At 73.3% G+C, this 16647-nt stretch carries 18 protein-coding genes; 7 read left to right on the top strand and 11 right to left on the bottom strand.

The window, feature by feature from the left end; all coding sequences use genetic code 11:
- Positions 1-73: 73 nt before the first annotated feature.
- From J2N69_RS24345 to sigE, 3 genes are all read right to left on the bottom strand, one after another.
- Complete coding sequence (locus J2N69_RS24345; RefSeq protein ID WP_230902628.1) at positions 74-2170, bottom strand: S1C family serine protease; 2097 nt, start codon at positions 2168-2170, stop codon at positions 74-76.
- A 143-nt stretch (positions 2171-2313) separates the two neighbouring features.
- Positions 2314-3351 carry an anti-sigma factor family protein gene (locus J2N69_RS24340; RefSeq protein ID WP_230902627.1) on the bottom strand — a complete coding sequence of 346 codons (1038 nt, stop codon included), beginning with the start codon at positions 3349-3351 and terminating at the stop codon, positions 2314-2316.
- Positions 3348-4121: an RNA polymerase sigma factor SigE gene (gene sigE, locus J2N69_RS24335; protein ID WP_205039785.1), complete on the bottom strand. Its 774-nt coding sequence runs from the start codon at positions 4119-4121 to the stop codon at positions 3348-3350. Before sigE ends, J2N69_RS24340 begins: the two co-directional genes overlap by 4 nt.
- Before the next feature lie 153 nt (positions 4122-4274).
- Here sigE and J2N69_RS24330 point away from each other — a divergent pair, with 153 nt between their 5' ends.
- Positions 4275-4973, top strand: coding sequence for an O-methyltransferase (locus tag J2N69_RS24330; protein ID WP_230904852.1), 699 nt, complete (start codon positions 4275-4277; stop codon positions 4971-4973).
- Positions 4974-5228: 255 nt separating this feature from the next.
- Here J2N69_RS24330 and J2N69_RS24325 read toward each other — a convergent pair whose 3' ends face one another.
- Complete coding sequence (locus J2N69_RS24325) at positions 5229-5396, bottom strand: DUF3117 domain-containing protein (RefSeq protein ID WP_003966491.1); 168 nt, start codon at positions 5394-5396, stop codon at positions 5229-5231.
- Complete coding sequence (locus tag J2N69_RS24320) at positions 5384-5665, bottom strand: hypothetical protein (RefSeq protein WP_230902626.1); 282 nt, start codon at positions 5663-5665, stop codon at positions 5384-5386. Before J2N69_RS24320 ends, J2N69_RS24325 begins: the two co-directional genes overlap by 13 nt.
- A 38-nt stretch (positions 5666-5703) precedes the next feature.
- Here J2N69_RS24320 and chcB point away from each other — a divergent pair, with 38 nt between their 5' ends.
- A complete protein-coding gene (gene chcB / locus J2N69_RS24315) occupies positions 5704-6504 on the top strand; it encodes a 2-cyclohexenylcarbonyl CoA isomerase (protein WP_230902625.1) in 801 nt (266 codons plus the stop codon).
- On the opposite strand, the gene J2N69_RS24310 is transcribed toward chcB, so the two are convergent.
- The gene (locus J2N69_RS24310) at positions 6501-7103 is read right to left on the bottom strand and encodes a DNA-3-methyladenine glycosylase I (RefSeq protein ID WP_272595888.1); all 603 of its coding nucleotides are present in this window, start codon (positions 7101-7103) and stop codon (positions 6501-6503) included. The two genes, chcB and J2N69_RS24310, sit on opposite strands and share 4 nt — an antisense overlap.
- A gap of 8 nt (positions 7104-7111) precedes the next feature.
- The gene (locus J2N69_RS24305) at positions 7112-7537 is read right to left on the bottom strand and encodes a DivIVA domain-containing protein (RefSeq protein ID WP_230902624.1); all 426 of its coding nucleotides are present in this window, start codon (positions 7535-7537) and stop codon (positions 7112-7114) included.
- A gap of 124 nt (positions 7538-7661) precedes the next feature.
- Between J2N69_RS24305 and folP the strand changes: the two genes are divergently transcribed.
- Positions 7662-8522 carry a dihydropteroate synthase gene (gene folP, locus J2N69_RS24300; RefSeq protein ID WP_230902623.1) on the top strand — a complete coding sequence of 287 codons (861 nt, stop codon included), beginning with the start codon at positions 7662-7664 and terminating at the stop codon, positions 8520-8522.
- 695 nt (positions 8523-9217) lie between these two features.
- Here folP and J2N69_RS24295 read toward each other — a convergent pair.
- On the bottom strand, positions 9218-9985 hold the full coding sequence (locus tag J2N69_RS24295) for an LOG family protein (RefSeq protein WP_230902622.1): 768 nt from the start codon (positions 9983-9985) through the stop codon (positions 9218-9220).
- A 123-nt stretch (positions 9986-10108) separates the two neighbouring features.
- Positions 10109-11197, bottom strand: coding sequence for a succinyl-diaminopimelate desuccinylase (gene dapE, locus J2N69_RS24290; RefSeq protein ID WP_230902621.1), 1089 nt, complete (start codon positions 11195-11197; stop codon positions 10109-10111).
- Positions 11198-11268: 71 nt separating this feature from the next.
- Here dapE and J2N69_RS24285 point away from each other — a divergent pair, with 71 nt between their 5' ends.
- Both J2N69_RS24285 and J2N69_RS24280 read left to right on the top strand, forming a co-directional pair.
- On the top strand, positions 11269-12174 hold the full coding sequence (locus J2N69_RS24285) for a VldE C-terminal domain-containing protein (protein ID WP_230902620.1): 906 nt from the start codon (positions 11269-11271) through the stop codon (positions 12172-12174).
- 327 nt (positions 12175-12501) lie between these two features.
- Positions 12502-12930, top strand: a complete 429-nt coding sequence (locus J2N69_RS24280; protein WP_230902619.1) for an ATP-binding protein — start codon at positions 12502-12504, stop codon at positions 12928-12930.
- A gap of 85 nt (positions 12931-13015) precedes the next feature.
- Here J2N69_RS24280 and J2N69_RS24275 read toward each other — a convergent pair whose 3' ends face one another.
- Positions 13016-14110, bottom strand: a complete 1095-nt coding sequence (locus J2N69_RS24275; protein WP_230902618.1) for a bifunctional succinyldiaminopimelate transaminase/glutamate-prephenate aminotransferase — start codon at positions 14108-14110, stop codon at positions 13016-13018.
- 118 nt (positions 14111-14228) lie between these two features.
- Entirely contained in the window at positions 14229-14549 is a 321-nt protein-coding gene (gene fdxA, locus J2N69_RS24270; protein WP_030573070.1) for a ferredoxin, read from the bottom strand.
- 143 nt (positions 14550-14692) lie between these two features.
- Here fdxA and J2N69_RS24265 point away from each other — a divergent pair, with 143 nt between their 5' ends.
- A complete protein-coding gene (locus J2N69_RS24265; RefSeq protein WP_230902617.1) occupies positions 14693-15694 on the top strand; it encodes a GNAT family N-acetyltransferase in 1002 nt (333 codons plus the stop codon).
- A gap of 89 nt (positions 15695-15783) precedes the next feature.
- Entirely contained in the window at positions 15784-16632 is an 849-nt protein-coding gene (locus J2N69_RS24260) for a transglutaminase family protein (protein WP_230902616.1), read from the top strand.
- Positions 16633-16647: the final 15 nt, after the last annotated feature.

The following is a 16647-nucleotide window of genomic DNA, read 5'->3' as shown; positions in this document are numbered from 1 at the left end:
TGCGCCACAACCCGGGGCGGACATGGCCGGACCCGTGCGGCCGGACCTCGGCCCAGCGGCCCGGCCGCTGCGCTCAGTCGCCGTCCGCCGAGCCGAGCACCAGGGTGACCTCGCGGTCCTGGCCGCCGCGCTCGATGGTCAGGTCCAGGCGGTCCTTGGGTCGGTGGGCGCGGACCTTGACGATCAGTTCGTCGCTGGAGTGCACCGGGGCGCCGTCCACCTCGGTGATGACGTCGCCCGGCTTGAGGCCCGCCTTGTCGCCGGGGCCGCCGGCGTTGACCGCGGGGCCGCCGTCCTTCCCCTTGTCGGCGATACGGGCGCCGTCGCCGGTGAACCGGGTGTCGAGCGTGACGCCGATCACGGGGTGCGTCGCCTTGCCGAAGTTGATCAGCTCTTCGGCGACGCGCTTGCCCTGGTTGATGGGGATGGCGAAGCCCAGGCCGATGGAGCCGGCCTGGCCGCCCTTCATGTCCGAGCCGTCGCCGGCCGAGCGGATGGCGCTGTTGATGCCGATGACGCGCGCCTTGGCGTCGACCAGCGGGCCACCCGAATTGCCCGGGTTGATGGGGGCGTCCGTCTGGAGCGCGTCGACGTAACTGACGTCGCTGCCGTCGCCCTTCTCGCCGCCCGCGGTGATGGGCCGCTCCTTGGCGCTGATGATCCCGGAGGTCACCGTGTTCGCCAGGTCGAAGGGGGCGCCGATCGCCACGACGGGGTCGCCGACCTGGACGTTCTCGGAGTTGCCGAGGGGCAGGGGCTTCAGCCCCCGCACGTTGGAGACCTTGACGACCGCGAGGTCGTAACCGGAGTCGCGGCCGATCACCTTGGCCTCGGCGGTGTCGCCGCCGCTGAAGGTCACCGATATCTCGCCGCCGGTGCCCGCGGGCTCGACGACGTGGTTGTTGGTGAGGATGTGGCCCTTGCGGTCGAGGACGAATCCGGTGCCGGTGCCCTGCGCCGAGTCGCCGCTGACGTGCAGGGTCACGACGCCGGGCAGGGCCGCGGCGGCGATACCGGCCACGCTGCCCTTGGGGCGGTCGGCGGACTCCGCGCCGGTCTGCGGGAGTTCGACCTCGTCGACGCCGTTGCGCTCCAGGTACGAGCCGAGAGCACCGCCGATGAGGCCGGACACCAGCGCGATGAGGGCGACGCCGAGGACGAGGAGCCGCCTGCCTCGCCTGCGCTGCCCCTCCCGCGTCTCCGGAGGCAGCGAGCCGATCTGCTGGAGCGGCTGATTCCAGGGGTCGTACGCCTGCCGGGGCACTCCGTGAGCGATCTGGGGCTGCGGAGCGTGGGACGCGGCGAGGGCTTGGGCGTGCGGGGCCGGGGCCTGGCCGTGCGGGGTGGGCGCCTGGGGGTGCTGCGGGGCCTGGGCGTGGGGCGGCGCGGGGGCTTCGGCGTGCTGCGGGGCCTGGGCGCGCGGGGCGCTTCCGTAGGGGGCGGGGGTGGTTCCGCCGGGCGGGGGCGGCGTGGTCCCGTGCATCGGAGCGGGGGCTGGGGTGCCGTGCGGGGGCGTGCCGCCGTACGTCGGCGCTGGAGCGGGGGTGCCGCCCGGCATCGGGGCTTGGCCCGGGGTGCCGTGCGGAGGCGTGCCGCCATACGTCGGTGCCGGGGCGGGCGTGCCGCTCTGCGTCGAGGCGTGGCCGGGCGTGCCGTGCGGAGGCGTACCGGCCTGCATCGGGGGCTGGCCGGGCGTGCCGTGCGGAGGCGTACCGGCCTGCATCGGGGGCTGGCCGGGCGTGCCGTGCGGGGGCGTGCCGGTCGGGGAGGTCGCCGGGAGCGTGGTGCCGTGGGCCGGGGTCGCGGCCGGGTGCTGGACCGGGGGCGCGGGGGCCCACGGGCCCGGTTCGCCGTACGGCGGGGTGCTGTACGGGTCGGGGTCGTGCAGGGGGCGGGGCCGCTCGGCCTGCGGGGGCGGGGCGGCTTCGGCGGGCAGTGCCGTGCCTGTGGCGGGGGTGCTCTGCGCGGGAACGGCGGGGCGCTGCTCGGCCTGGGGCCCGCTTGGTTGCGGGGCGGCCGTCTGCTGCGGGGCCGGGCCCTGCGCGAAGGCTCCGGTGTGCCCGGCGGCGGGCTGCTCCGCCTCCGCCGAGGGCGGCTGCTGCGTGGTCCCCGGCGACTCCTGCCGGGGGCGGCTCCACCACTTGGCCTTCGTGGGCCTGCCCTCGTCCATGCTCTCCCCACAACTGGCCCGCGGCGGACGCCGATTAGATGCTCGAATCCCGCGCCCGCCAAGTCCCCCGGCAAGCACGGCCCACCGAGATTCAACCAGGTTCCCCCACCGAAGCGCAGGGCACCGTCCCTTCGGCCGCCGCTTCAGTAACCCCGCGAGGCGCCCAGCAGAGGCCCCGAGCCCGGGGGCGTGGCGGCCGTGGCGGAGTCGGTGGTGGCGGTGGTCTCCAGCGGGTCCGCAGCCGTGCCGACGGGCCCCACCGCGGGCGGCCGGGCGAGGCCGGGCGCAGCCAGGGGCCGGTGGTCCGGCTGCGGCGGGCGTATCAGCGGGGAGATCGTGGCGGCGCCCGCCAGCATCGGCGCCGTCAGTCCGTACACCGCGTCGTGGGTGCGGGGCGGTCGCGCGGTCCCGGGCAGCAGGGGGCCCGTCGCCTCGGTCGGGGCGACCGGGGCGGAGAGGGCGCCGGGACGCTGGCCCTGGGCCGACAGCGGGTTGCCCGCGCCGCGGCGCCGGAGGGAGTCGGGGGTCGCGGCGACCCCTGAGCCCTGGGCCCGCTGGGGCGTCACATTGCTGTTGGCCTTGGCACCGCCGGCCCTCGGGTCGCCCGTGTCGGTGGGGACGCCCGCGGTGACCCCGCCGAGCGCGATGGCGGCCAGCGACACCGCGCCCGCCGCGGCGAACGCGAAGCGCCGTCCGCGCCAGAGCGAGCGGTCACCGTCATGCCGGGTGACGTCGTGGATGCGGAAACCGCGGCCCGTGCCGGGCAGCACCGCGGCGTGGGCGCCGGAAGGGGCGTACCTCATGAAGGGCTCGGTGGGCATGCCGAAGAGGCCGGTCCTCGGCAGGCCGGCTGAACCGGTGGACCCGGTGGCGAAGCCGCCCCCCTCACCGGGCCGTCCGGGGTCCTCGGGTGGCTCCGTGCCGCCCGCCGGAAGGCCTTGGAGGCGGGCGAGGAAACTCTCGGACGGCGGCGGCGGCGCCGCCTGCGCGAAGACGCTCTTCAGGCGACGCTGGGCGTCGGCCTCGGTCTTGCACATCGGACACGTGGCCAGATGTGCGAGGACGCGCTCGCGCGCGTCATGGCCCAACTCGCCGTCCACCAGGGCGGCAAGTCGGTCCCCCAGATGCTGCTCGGCCTCGGCCAGATGCCGCTCGGCAGGATTCGACCGTGATCCACTCACGCGGTCGCGCCCCCTCCTCCCAGCGCCAGAGCCCCCGTGACCGCGAGCGAACGACGCTCGGCGCGGGCCTCGGGAGAGCGGTGCTGGAGGGCCTTGCGCAGCTGCGAACGGCCCCGGTGGATACGGCTGCGGACGGTGCCGAGCTTCACGCCGAGGGTGGCGGCGATCTCCTCGTACGAAAGGCCCTCGATGTCGCAGAGGACCACGGCGGCGCGGAACTCGGGCGCGAGGGTGTCGAGCGCCTGCTGGACGTCCGCGTCGAAGTGCGTGTCGTTGAACACCTGCTGGGGCGACGGCTCGCGGCTCGGCAGGCGCTCCGCGGCGTCGTCCCCGAGGGCGTCGAAGCGGATGCGCTGCTTGCGGCGCACCATGTCCAGGAAGAGGTTCGTGGTGATGCGGTGCAGCCAGCCCTCGAACGTGCCGGGGGTGTAGGTCGAGAGGGACCGGAAGACACGGACGAAGACTTCTTGGGTGAGGTCCTCGGCGTCGTGCTGATTGCCGGTCAGGCGATACGCCAGGCGGTATACGCGGCCGCTGTGCGTGCTGACGATCTCCTCCCAGGTGGGCGGAGTCCACGCCTGCGATTCCGCGTCAGCGGCAAAGGTCGCGGTCTGAGCGGAGTCGTTGGCACGGATGCGGTCAGCGGTGTCGGTCACGGATTTCGGCTCACCCGCCCATCCGAGAAAACGCCGGAGCGCTCCTCCCCGATCTGCGGACGCAGCCGCACCTCCCCTGTCGGCTCTGGTGGTGTCCAGTGGAGCCCCTACCATAACCACCTCGCCCGTTAGCTCCGGATAAGCGTTTTTACGTGAATTTGGTACGGGCTTCGCCGCGGCTGTCCTGCCGCTTCGACGCGCCCGCTTCCGGTCCCGGTCCATCCGTGCCCCCCGCTGTCTTCCCACCCCCTGTAAACGCGCGGTCCCATCTGCGGGTTCCCGGCCCCAACGGATACAGTCACGGCCAGGCAACCACGGGGACAGGAGAGGGCCATTACCGGCAACCGGCAGACGAGCTGGGCGTTCGCCGACGCGTTTGTCGCCGAGGACGAGGCGGTGCGCTGGGCCCGGGACCGGGCCCGGGAGGCAGGGCTGCCCTCGGTGTCCCCCGGCACCGGCGCCGCGCTGCGGATGCTCGCCGCCACGGTTGACGCGAAAGCGGTGGCCGAGATCGGCACCGGCACGGGAGTCTCGGGGATTCACCTGCTGCACGGCATGCGGCCCGATGGTGTGCTGACCACGGTCGACCCGGAGCCGGACCGCCAGCAGTTCGCCCGTCAGGCCTTCCGCGCCGCCGGGTTCGCGGGCAACCGCGCGCGCTTCATTCCGGGGCGGGCCCTGGATGTCCTGCCGCGCCTCGCCGACGGCGGTTACGACCTCGTGTTCTGCGACGGCGACCGCGTGGAGTCCCTGGAGTACCTCGCTGAATCGTTGCGTCTGCTGAGGCCGGGCGGTCTCGTGTGTTTCGAGGGTGCCTTCGCGGACGGCAGGACCGTGGATTCCGGGCCGCAGCCGGTCGAGGTGCTGCATCTGCGGGAGCTTTTGCGGACGGTGCGGGAGAGTCCGGAGCTGGTTACTTCGCTGTTGCCGGTGGGGGACGGGCTGCTCTGCGCCGTCAAGCGGTAGCGCTGCGCTGGCCTTGGGCGGTTGGCTGTGCTGCCTGGTCGGGGGCGCCGGGGGTGGCTTCTGTGGTTTGTCGGGTGCGGGTGGGTTGTGGCTGGTCGCGCAGTTCCCCGCGCCCCTTTCGGGGCCCGTCCATGGCTCGGCGCGCAGTTCCCCGCGACGCTTTCGGGGCTGCCGGCTTCTTTTGGGGCCGGACGCAGCACTGCCCCGGGTCGGCGTGGCCGGTCCGGGGCAGTGAAAAAGTGTGGCGCTTGCGCGTCAGCCGACGACCTTCTTCAGAGCGTCGCCGAGTGCGTCGGCCTCGTCCGGAGTCAGTTCGACGACAAGTCGTCCGCCGCCTTCGAGCGGAACGCGCATGACGATGCCCCGCCCCTCCTTGGTCACCTCGAGCGGGCCGTCGCCCGTCCGCGGCTTCATGGCCGCCATGCTCGTTCCCCTTCCTGAAACCAGCTCATCGCAGCCGACAACCCAGGTGTCACCGGCATCGAACACATTGCTTCCAGGTCATTATCCCGCATGGCGGGACCCGATGACCAACATCGGTCGGCATCGCTTGCGCAACGCGCGCCCGCAAAACCACCCAATTCGCCGATGTGGCTGCGATACTTCGCCGCCCCATACGCCTCACAGACCCGAAATTCTTTGACGCAGGTCACATATCCGGCCTCATGCCGGAGCCCGATGATCTCCGTCATGCTGAAGTCCACGTATTGGACCGACGGAGGGGAACACCATGGCCGACAGCGTGCTCTACGAGGTGAGCGACGGACTCGCGACGATCACGATCAACCGTCCCGAGGCGATGAACGCCATGAACGCGGAGGCCAAGGTCGCCCTGCGGGAGGCCGCGCGGTCGGCCGCCGGGGACGCCGCCGTGCGCGCCGTTCTGCTCACCGCGACCGGGCGCGCCTTCTGCGTCGGGCAGGACCTCAAGGAGCACATCGGCTCCCTCGCGGCGGACCGTGAGGCGGGCACCGGGCAGACCATGAGCACGGTCAGGGAGCACTACAACCCCATCGTGCGGGCGCTGACGGGCATGCCGAAGCCGGTCGTGGCCGGGGTGAACGGCGTCGCCGCCGGCGCGGGCCTCGGCTTCGCGCTCGCCGCCGACTACCGCGTGGTCGCGGACACCGCCGCGTTCAACACCTCCTTCGCCGGGGTCGCCCTGACCGCCGACTCGGGCGTCTCCTGGACGCTGCCGCGCGTGATCGGCCCCGGCCGCGCCGCCGACCTGCTGCTCTTCCCGCGCAACATCAGCGCCCAAGAGGCGTACGACCTGGGCATCGCCAACAAGGTCGTGCCCGCCGACGAGCTGGCCGCCGAGGCCGCGAAGGTGGCCCGCGCCCTGGCCGAGGGTCCGACCCTCGCCTACGCGGCGCTCAAGGAGTCCCTCGCCTACGCCGCCTCCCACTCCCTGGACGAGGCGCTGGACAAGGAGGACGAACTCCAGGGCCGGGCGGGCGCGTCGCAGGACCACACGATCGCCGTCCAGGCCTTCATCGCCAAGGAGAAGCCGAAGTACCTGGGCCGTTAGCCCGCGGAGGTCCCGCGCGACGCCTCGCGGGCCACGCAGTCCGCGAGGTGGTCGTCGACCAGACCGCAGGCCTGCATGAGGGCGTACGCCGTGGTGGGGCCGACGAAGCGGATGCCGCGCTTCTTGAGGGCCTTGGACAGCGCGGTGGACTCCGGTGTGATCGCCGGCACGTCGGACAGCGCCCTGGGGGCCGGACGCGAGGCGGGGTCCGGCGCGAACGACCAGATCAGGGCGTCCAGTTCGCCCTCGGGCCAGTCGGCGAGCACGCGCGCGTTGGCGAGGGTCGCGTCGATCTTGGCACGGTTGCGGATGATCCCCGGGTCGGCGAGGAGCCGCTCGCGGTCCTCGTCGGTGAACTCCGCGACCGAAGCGATCTTGAAGTCGGCGAAGGCGGCCCGGAAGCCCTCGCGGCGGCGCAGGATCGTGATCCAGGAGAGGCCGGACTGGAAGGCCTCCAGGCAGAGCCGTTCGTAGAGCGCGTCGTCGCCGTGGACCGGGCGGCCCCACTCGTCGTCGTGGTACGCGATGTAGTCCTCGGTGGACAGGCCCCAGGGGCAGCGCAGGGCGCCGTCCGGGCCCGGGACCGCGCCGCTTTCGATCTCGGTGCTCACCGGCCGTCGTCGCCCTTCTGGTGCTGCGCCTGGGCGGTGCCCTCGGCCTTGTCGCCGGCGGCCGCCTCGCGCGGGCCCCGGTCGTACCCCTCGAGGAGGGCGGGGCCCGCGACCGCCTTGGCCTGGGCGCCGGCGAGGGCCGCCTCCAGCTCGGCGATGCGGGCGTCCCGCTCGGCCAGCTCGGCGCCGACGCGGCCGAGCACGTCGTCCACCTCGCCCATGTGATAGCCGCGCAGGGTCGTCGGGAAGCGGACCGCGTCGACGTCGGCCCGGCGCAGCGGCCGGTCGACGGGCAGCGGGTCGGTGAACCGCTCGGGCGCGGCTTCGGGCAGGGCCGCGCTCTCGCCGCCCCCGACCACGGCGAGGGTCACCGCACCGACCACCACCACGAGGGCGATGACCAGGAACAAGAACAAGACCATGTCGTCAGGCCCCCACGCTCGACTGCCCGTGCTGAAACTGTCAGGGTCCGATCGTGCCATGCGGCAGTGACAGTTAAGGTCGCAGGCGGCCGAACGTGACGAGGACCCAGGAGGGCCACAGGGGATGCTCAGGCTTGGCAGGCGCGAGTTCGACGCGCACGAGCCGGTGATCATGGCGATCGTCAACCGGACCCCGGACTCCTTCTACGACCAGGGCGCCACGTTCCGCGACGAGCCCGCGCTCGCCCGGGTGGAGCAGGCGGTGGCCGAGGGCGCCGCCGTCATCGACATCGGCGGGGTCAAGGCGGGCCCCGGCGAGGAGGTGACGGCCGAGGAGGAGGCGCGTCGCACGGTCGGCTTCGTCGCCGAGGTGCGCAGGCGGTTCCCCGATGTGGTGATCAGCGTCGACACCTGGCGGCACGACGTCGGCGAGGCGGTCTGCGAGGCGGGCGCCGACCTGCTCAACGACGCCTGGGGCGGTGTCGACCCCCGGCTCGCGGAGGTCGCCGCGCGGTACGGGGCCGGGCTGGTGTGCACGCACGCGGGCGGCGCCGAGCCGCGCACGAGGCCGCACCGCGTCACGTACGACGATGTGATGGCCGACATCCTGCGCGTGACGGTGGGCCTCGCCGAGCGGGCGGTCGAGCTGGGCGTCCCGCGCGAGTCGGTGCTGATCGACCCCGGGCACGACTTCGGCAAGAACACCCGGCACAGCCTCGAAGCCACCCGCAGACTCGGCGAGATGGTGGAGACGGGCTGGCCGGTGCTGGTCTCCCTGTCCAACAAGGACTTCGTGGGCGAGACCCTGGACAAGCCCGTCAAGGAACGCGTGCTCGGCACCCTGGCGACGACGGCGGTCTCGGCCTGGCTGGGCGCGCAGGTCTACCGCGTGCACGAGGTCGCGGAGACGAAGCAGGTGCTCGACATGGTGGCAACGATCGCGGGCCACCGGCCCCCGGCGGTGGCCAGGCGCGGCCTGGCCTGAGGACCCCCGACGGCGGACCGGCAGGCCCAGCCTGACGGCCCGCCCCGGCCCCGACCGGCCTGGACGGCCCGGCACAGCCGCGCGAACCCCGCAGCCCCGGCACCGAGTGGTGCGAGGACGGCCCGAAGAGCGGGTCATGGTGGCGACGATCGCGGGCCACCGACCCCCGGGCGGTGGCCAGGCGAGGCCTGGGCGCAGAAACCGCCCCAGCCCCGGCAGCGGCCCGCGCGGCCCGGCCCGAGGAACCGCCCCGGCCCCGACCGGTCGGACGGCCCGGCACAGCCACGCGAAGCCCGCAGGCACCCCGACGCAGAGTGGGGCGAGCGCGGCATGAAGGAACGGCTCATGGTGGCGACGGCGGGCCACTGGCCACCAGCCTTCGGCGGTGGCCCGGCGAGGCCCGGCCTGAAGAACCGCGCCTAGCCCCCGGCAGCCGCCCGCGAGCCCTGGCCCCAGGAACCGCCGCCCCGGCCCCCGGAAGCGGCCCGGCGAGCCCCGGCCTGAAGAACCGCCCCGGCCCCCGGCAACGGCCCACGAGCCCCCGCCTGAAGAACCACCCCGGGCCCCGGCGCTGAACCGCCGGGGCCCGGACTGAACCACCGGAGGCCAGGGCTGAACCGCCGGAGGCCAAGGCTGAACTGCCGGGGGCCAGGGCTAAACCACCGGGGGCCGGCTCCGAACTTCCCTGCGGGCGGCTACTTCCCGACTTCCTTCGTCACCAAGGAGATCGCCTCCTCCACGTCATCCGTGACGTGGAAGAGCAGCAAATCCGCCTCCGAGGCCTTGCCCTGGGCGATGACCGTGTTCTTCAGCCAGTCGATCAGGCCGTTCCAGTACTGCGAGCCGAAGAGGACGATCGGGAAGCGCGTCACCTTGCGGGTCTGGACGAGGGTGAGCGCCTCGAACAGCTCGTCGAGGGTGCCGAGGCCGCCGGGCAGCACCACGAACCCCTGTGCGTACTTCACGAACATCGTCTTGCGGACGAAGAAGTAGCGGAAGTTCACGCCGATGTCGACATAGGGGTTCAGGCCCTGCTCGAAGGGCAGCTCGATGCCGAGGCCGACCGAGGTGCCCTTCGCCTCGACCGCGCCCTGGTTGGCGGCCTGCATGGCGCCGGGACCGCCGCCCGTGATGACGGCGAAGCCGGCCTCCACGAGTGCCCTGCCGATCTCGACCCCCGCCGTGTACTCCGGTGAGTCCACCGGTGTGCGCGCCGAGCCGAAGACGCTGATGGCGGGCGGGAGTTCGGCGAGGGTGCCGAAACCTTCGATGAACTCCGACTGGATGCGCAGGACCCGCCAGGGGTCGGTGTGCACCCACTCGGACGGGCCGGCGGAGTCGAGGAGACGCTGATCGGTGGTGCCTGCCTGGACCTTGTCGCGCCGGCGCAGCACCGGGCCGAGCCGCTGCTCCTCGGGACGCTTCCTGGCAGCGGGGGCACCACCGTTGTCGGGACTTGTCATCGTCTGCTCCCTCCATGCGTGCGTGACTCACAGCGTAGATCCACGCGGGTTACGCCCGAGGGACGACGGGACGACCGGCCCCGAGGCCGCCCGGCAGCCGCTTCGAAGGAGCCCGGGAGCCGCCTACGACGTCAGCCAGTTCCGGAGCCGCTCCTCCGCCTCGGGGATCAGCGAGGCCTTCACACGCTCGTCGATCTTGTGGGCGAGCAGCGGGTCACCGGGGCTGAAGTTGACGGCGGGCACCCCGAGCGCGCTGAAGCGGGACACGTCCGTCCAGCCGAACTTGGGGCGGGCCTCGCCGCCGACGGCCGCCATGAACGCGGCGGCCGCCGGGTGGGTGAGACCCGGGCGGGCCGGGCCGGTGTGGTCGTCGACGATGAACTCGTCGACGCCGCAGTCCGCGAAGTAGTCCCGTACGAAGGCGACGGCCTCCTCCTCGGTGCGGTCGGGCGCGTAGCGGAAGTTGACGGTGACGGTGCACTCGTCGGGGATGACGTTGGTGGCGACGCCGCCCTCGATGCGGACGGCGTTGAGGCCCTCGTGGAACTCCAGGCCCTCGACGACCGGCTTGCGCGGTTCGTACGCGGCGAGCTTCGCCAGGATCGGGCCGGCCGCGTGGATGGCGTTGGCGCCCATCCACGCGCGCGCGGAGTGCGCCCGTACGCCCCTGGTCTTCAGCAGGACCCGCAGGGTGCCCTGGCAGCCGCCCTCGACCTGGCCGTCGGTGGGCTCCAGGAGGACCGCGAAGTCGCTCGCCAGCCAGTCGGGATGGGCCTCGGCGACGTGCCCGAGGCCGTTGAGGTGGGCGGCCACTTCCTCGTTGTCGTAGAAGACGAAGGTGAGGTCGCGGTTGGGCTCGGTCACCGTCTGGGCGATGCGCAACTGGACGGCGACGCCCGACTTCATGTCACAGGTGCCGCAGCCCCACAGGACGCCGTCCTCGTCGAGCCGGGACGGCACATTGGGAGGGTTGTCGGCGATCGGCACCGTGTCGATGTGCCCGGCGAGGACGACCCGCTCCGCGCGGCCGAGGTTCGTGCGGGCCACCACGTTGTTGCCGTACCGGTCGACCGTGAGGTGCGAAAGGCCGCGCAGCGCCGTCTCGATGGCGTCGGCGAGGTCCTTCTCCGAGCCGCTCGGGGACGGGAAGTCGACGAGCCGGGCGGTCAGCTCGGCGGCGTCCAGCGTGAGGTCAAGCGGGGTGTGAGGCATGCGGAAAACCCTAGCGCCAGCCGGACTCCCCGGCGCGTCGGCCTGTCGGCGGGCTCCAGTACCTTGGACGCGTGCCTGAGCCCCCCACCCTCCTCCTCCGGCGCGGCCGCCTCCCCCGCCGCACGGTCGCGGTCCTCGTGCTGCTCGCCGTGGCGGCCTATGTGGCGGTGCAGTTCGTGTACGGGGGCAAGCCCGCCCCCCGGTGCACGGTGGTGTCGGCGAACGACGACGGCGCCTCGTACGAGTTCTCGGCGGAGCAGGCGCGGAACGCGGCGACGGTCGCCGCCGTCGGCACCTCGCGCGGCATGCCCGAGCGCGCCGTGACCATCGCCCTGGCGACCGCCCTCCAGGAGTCGGGGCTGCGCAACATCCGGCACGGCGACCGGGATTCGCTCGGCCTCTTCCAGCAGCGGCCCACGCAGGGCTGGGGCGATGAGCGCCAGATCATGGACCCGGCGTACTCGGCGGGGCGTTTCTACGAGCACCTCGCCGAGGTCCCGGGGTATTCGCGGCTGCCGCTGACGGTCGCCGCGCAGCGCGTGCAGCGCAGCGGTTACCCGCAGGCCTACGCCAAGCACGAGCCGGACGCCGTGCTGCTCGCCGCCGCGCTGACCGGCCGCGCGCCCGCCACGTTCACCTGCGAGGGCCGGCCGGGCACGGACCCCGGTGGCCCGGCGGCGGTGCGGGCCGCGCTCGTGCGCGACTTCGGCCGCGAGGTGCGGCCCGACGCCCGGGGGCGCACGGTGACGGTCCCGGTGCCCGCGACGGCCGCCGCCGACGGCAGGGCGCCCCAGCGCGGCTGGGAGCTGGCGCACTGGGCGGTGGCGCAGGCCTCGGCGCTGCGGGTCGAACGCGTCGTGTACGGCGGCCGGGAGTGGCGCGCCACGGACTCCGGGACGTGGCGCACGGTGCGCCGGGAAGGGGCCGCGGGGCCCGGCGGCGCCGCGGACGAGGTCCGAATCGTCACTGGGCAGTAGTGCGGCCGGTCACCCGTTCGGGGGGTGGCGATCACGGCGGGGCGACGCGCGGCCCGGATGTCCCGGAATCCTGTCACGGCATTCGCACAGTCCTTGCGGGCCAAGGGGATGAAGGTTTCGGCAGCACTTCGGCAGCGCGAGCTTTTTGCCCGTTTTTATCCAGAGCCGATAATGCGACGCATTGCCAACTCTTTACGTCGGCCCACCGCAACCTTCGCGGACTTCGAGCGGTAGTCACTGTGTCCGATCGCCGGAAGCCATCCGGTGGGAGACCGGAGCCGATCCGGCCGGACACCCCAACGTTCTCTCCCCGTCTGAAGGAGCATCATGTCCCTCCCCCTGACCCGCCGGATCGCCCGCGCCGCGCTGCTCAGCGCAGCAGGCGCAGCTTCCGTGGTCGGTGCGGCCGGCTCCGCGAGCGCCGTTGGCCTGCCTGCCGCCCCCGACCTGGGCGGGCTGACCGCGATGGACGGTGCCGGCCTCGGCAACACCGTCGACAGCGCCGCCCAGAAGACCACCAAGGTCGCCGGTGACACCGGAAGCAAGGCCGTGAAGAAGGGCGTCCCGACCGCGGGCAAGGTCGTCGGCAAGAGCGCCAAGACCGCCACCCCCGCCGCGCAGAAGGCCGCCGGTGAGGTCGCGGGCAGCGCCGGCGAGGTGATCGGCGAGACGGCGGGCACGGCCACCGGCGCCGGCCTGCCCACCGACGCGGTGGCCAAGGGCGGCCTGCCGACCCAGGGCCTGCCGCTCGGCTGATCACCCGGCCGTCCTGACGCGGGGCCCGGAGCCATCGGCTCCGGGCCCCGCGTCATGTCCGGATGTGCGACCACCCGAGGGGATCTCAGCCCAGGCGCTCGACCGCCGCGGCCACCCGCTCGTCCGTCGCCGTCAGCGCCACGCGCACGAAGCGGTCGCCCGCCGGGCCGTAGAAGTCGCCGGGGGCCACCAGGATGCCGCGCTCGGCGAGGTGGCCGACGGTGTCCCAGCAGGACTCCTCGCGCGTCGCCCACAGATACAGGCTCGCCTCGCTGTGCTCGATGCGGAAGCCGTGCTTCAGGAGGGCGTCGCGCAGGGCGGCGCGCCGGGCCGCGTACCGCTCACGCTGCTCGCGCACGTGCTCGTCGTCCCCGAGCGCCGCGACGACGGCGGCCTGGGTCGGCGCGGAGGTCATCATCCCGCCGTGCTTGCGGATCTGCAGCAGGTCGCCGAGGACAGCCGCGTCACCGGCGATGAACGCGGCGCGGTACCCCGCGAGGTTCGACCGCTTGGAGAGCGAGTGGACGGCGACGATGCCCTCGTACGAGCCGCCGCAGACGTCCGGGTGCAGCACCGAGACCGGGTCGGCCTCCCAGCCCAGTTCCAGGTAGCACTCGTCGCTGACCAGCAGCACGCCGTGCTCGCGCGCCCAGGCGACGGTGCGGGTCAGCTCCTCGCGCGTGAGGACCCGGCCGGTCGGGTTCGAGGGCGAGTTGAGCCACAGGAGCTTGAGGCGGGTGGGGTCGAGGTCCGTCGGTTCGTCGTAGACCACATGGTCGGCGCGGGCGAGCCGGGCGCCCACCTCGTACGTGGGGTAGGCGAGGCGGGGGTGGGCGACGACGTCACCGGGGCCGAGGCCCAGCTGCGTCGGGAGCCACGCCACCAGCTCCTTGGAGCCGACGACCGGCAGGACCTCGCGGTGCGTGATGCCCCGCGCGCCCAGGCGCCGCTCGCACCAGCCGGTGATCGCGTCACGCAGTTCCGCGGTGCCCCACACCGTCGGATAGCCCGGCGAGTCGGCGGCGGCGACCAGAGCCTTCTGGATCAGCTCGGGGACCGGGTCGACCGGCGTGCCGACGGACAGGTCGACGATGCCGCCCGGGTGCGCGGCCGCCGTGGCCTTGTAGGGCTCCAGCTTGTCCCAGGGGAAGGCGGGAAGCCGATCGGAGACTGCGGACACGTGCTCACTCCCGTGGTGCGCTTGTTACGTCGGGGGCGGCTCGCGCGCCCCCGCGGAAACACCTCGGTCCCGTACGCGGGACGTGCCGTACGGGACCGGGGCGGTGCTCAGGCTGCCGTTACTGGTTCTGCGGCGGCAGTGCGGCGATGAAGGCGTGGTCGCGCTCGATCAGGCCGAGCTTGCTCGCGCCACCGGGCGAACCCAGCTCGTCGAAGAACTCGACGTTCGCCTTGTAGTAGTCCTTCCACTCCTCGGGAGTGTCGTCCTCGTAGAAGATCGCCTCGACCGGGCAGACCGGTTCGCAGGCACCACAGTCGACGCATTCGTCCGGGTGGATGTACAAGGACCGGGAGCCCTCGTAAATGCAGTCGACCGGGCACTCCTCGATGCACGCCTTGTCCTTGACGTCGACACAAGGCTGCGCGATGACGTAGGTCACGCTGTCGTTCCTCCTCGATACGGGCGTTGGCGGGCCGTCCTCAGGCTCCGCTCGCCTGGCGCGCGGGAGCGCGGCGTCGTCGATGCCCGCCCCTAGTATCTCCGTTCCCGGGCATGATCCGAACAGGAGGGGCGTACAGAGCTGTGGAATTCACTGCGGGCGGACGGCTTGAGGTCCGCATCACCCCTGCTGACGTGGGAAAACGCGTCTCCGTCCGACGCCTGAGTGAGACGTCATCACCTGGCGGTAAGTACACCGACACGGTTGGTGTTCTCACATCGTGGACCGATGGTGTGGTGCTCATCACACGACGGGACGGTGCGAGCGTCCGCATTCCGGAACGCTCGCTGGTCGCGGGCAAGGTGGTGCCGTCCGCGCCGGCGCGCCGCCGGGGGCCCGCCGCCTCGTACGCGGAGCTGGCCCGGGTCACCGCGCGGGCCTGGCGGCCGGTGGAGAGCGAGCGGCTCGGCGACTGGGAGCTGCGGGCCGCCTCCGGCTTCACGCGGCGCGCCAACTCGGTGCTGCCGCTGGGCGATCCGGGACGGTCGCTGGACGAGGCCCTGACGTACGTACGCCAGTGGTACGCGGCGCGCCACCTGCCCCCCTACGTCCAGACCGCGACCGGCGCCGAGGGCACGCAGAAGCTGCTGTGCGCCGAGTTGGAGGCGCGCGGGTGGGAGCGCGAGGTGAGCGCCGAGCTGCACATCGGGGCCCTCGCGCCGGTCGCCGATCTGGACGTGGACGTGTCGCGCGTAGACCTGTCCCGGTCCTGCGATCAGGCGTGGCTCCGACGGTACGGGCGGGCAGGGGAGTTGGCGCCTCATGTGGCCAAGGTGCTGGCGAGCGGGCCCTCGGTGTGGTTCGCTTCCGTGCCCGGGAGCGGTGACTCCACGGCCGCGATCGGGCGGTGCGTGGTGGACGGGCGCTGGGCCGGGTTCATGGCGGTGGAGGTGGACCCGGAGCACCGGCGGCAGGGGCTCGCCACCGCGGTGATGACCGCGCTGGCCCGACAGGCCCTGTCCGACGGCGCGTCGGCGGCCTGGCTCCAGGTCGAGGACGGCAACGACGGCGCGCGGTCGCTGTACGGCCGGATGGGCTTCGCGGCACATCACGCCTATCACCACTACCGGCACGGCGGGGCCTGAGCGGGACGGTCCGGCGCGACGCGGGACCCGAGGGAGCGGGACGGTCCGGCGGCAGAACGGCACGGCACGGAAAGCAGCCCGGCGAGGGCATGAGACACGAGGCACGTATGCACGCGGAGTCCGGCGAATGGCGGCGGCGGTTCGCCGAAGAGGCACGGTCCGAACGGCCCGGACTCGCCCTGCTGTGCCTGCTGATCGGCGCGGAGGCCGACCCCGCCCTGGACGAGGCGGGCATCGACGCCGCCGAGATCGAGCTGGACCGGCTCGCGGGGCTGCTGCCCTTCCGGCCCGGCGGCCCGCGCGCGTGGGCCCTCGCGATGGCCGAACTCCTCGGCGAGCGGCGCGGGTTCGAGGGGCGGCCGGGCGACTACCAGCGGCTGGAGTCGTCCCTGCTGCACCAGGTGCTGCGGCGCCGCAGGGGGCTGCCGATCCTGCTCTCCGTGGTGTGGATGGAGGTGGCGCGGCGCGCGGGCGCCCCGGTGTACGGGGTGGCGCTGCCGGGCCACTTCGTGGTCGGCTTCGGGCCGCGCGACGACCAGGTGCTCGCCGACCCCTTCGACGGCGGGCGGCTGCTGACCGGGCAGGACGCGGAGCTGCTGGTGGCGGGGACCGCGGGCACCGGCATCCAGCCGTCGATGCTGACGCCCGCCGACCCGCTGAACATCGTGCAGCGCATCCTGAACAACATCCGCGCCTGGGCGGCCGCGCGCCCCGAGCGCTCGGAGGTCGCGCTGTGGGCCCTCGACCTCTCCCTGCTGCTGCCCGCGCACCCGGCGCGGCTGCGTTACGAACGCGCCCAACTCCTCGTCCAGCGGGGCGACTTCCTGGGCGGCGCGGCCGAGCTGGACGAGTACGCGGACGTGGTGACGGCCGTGGAGCCGACCACGGCGGAGCGCGTCCGCCAGCAGGCGCGGGCGGCAAGGGCCATGCTGAACTGACCGGACTGGACCGGG

Source organism: Streptomyces huasconensis, from assembly GCF_021028635.1.
GTDB classification, from domain to species: domain Bacteria; phylum Actinomycetota; class Actinomycetes; order Streptomycetales; family Streptomycetaceae; genus Streptomyces; species Streptomyces huasconensis.
The sequence above is the reverse complement of the archived record's forward strand: the minus strand, read 5'-3'. Positions and strand labels throughout refer to the sequence as shown.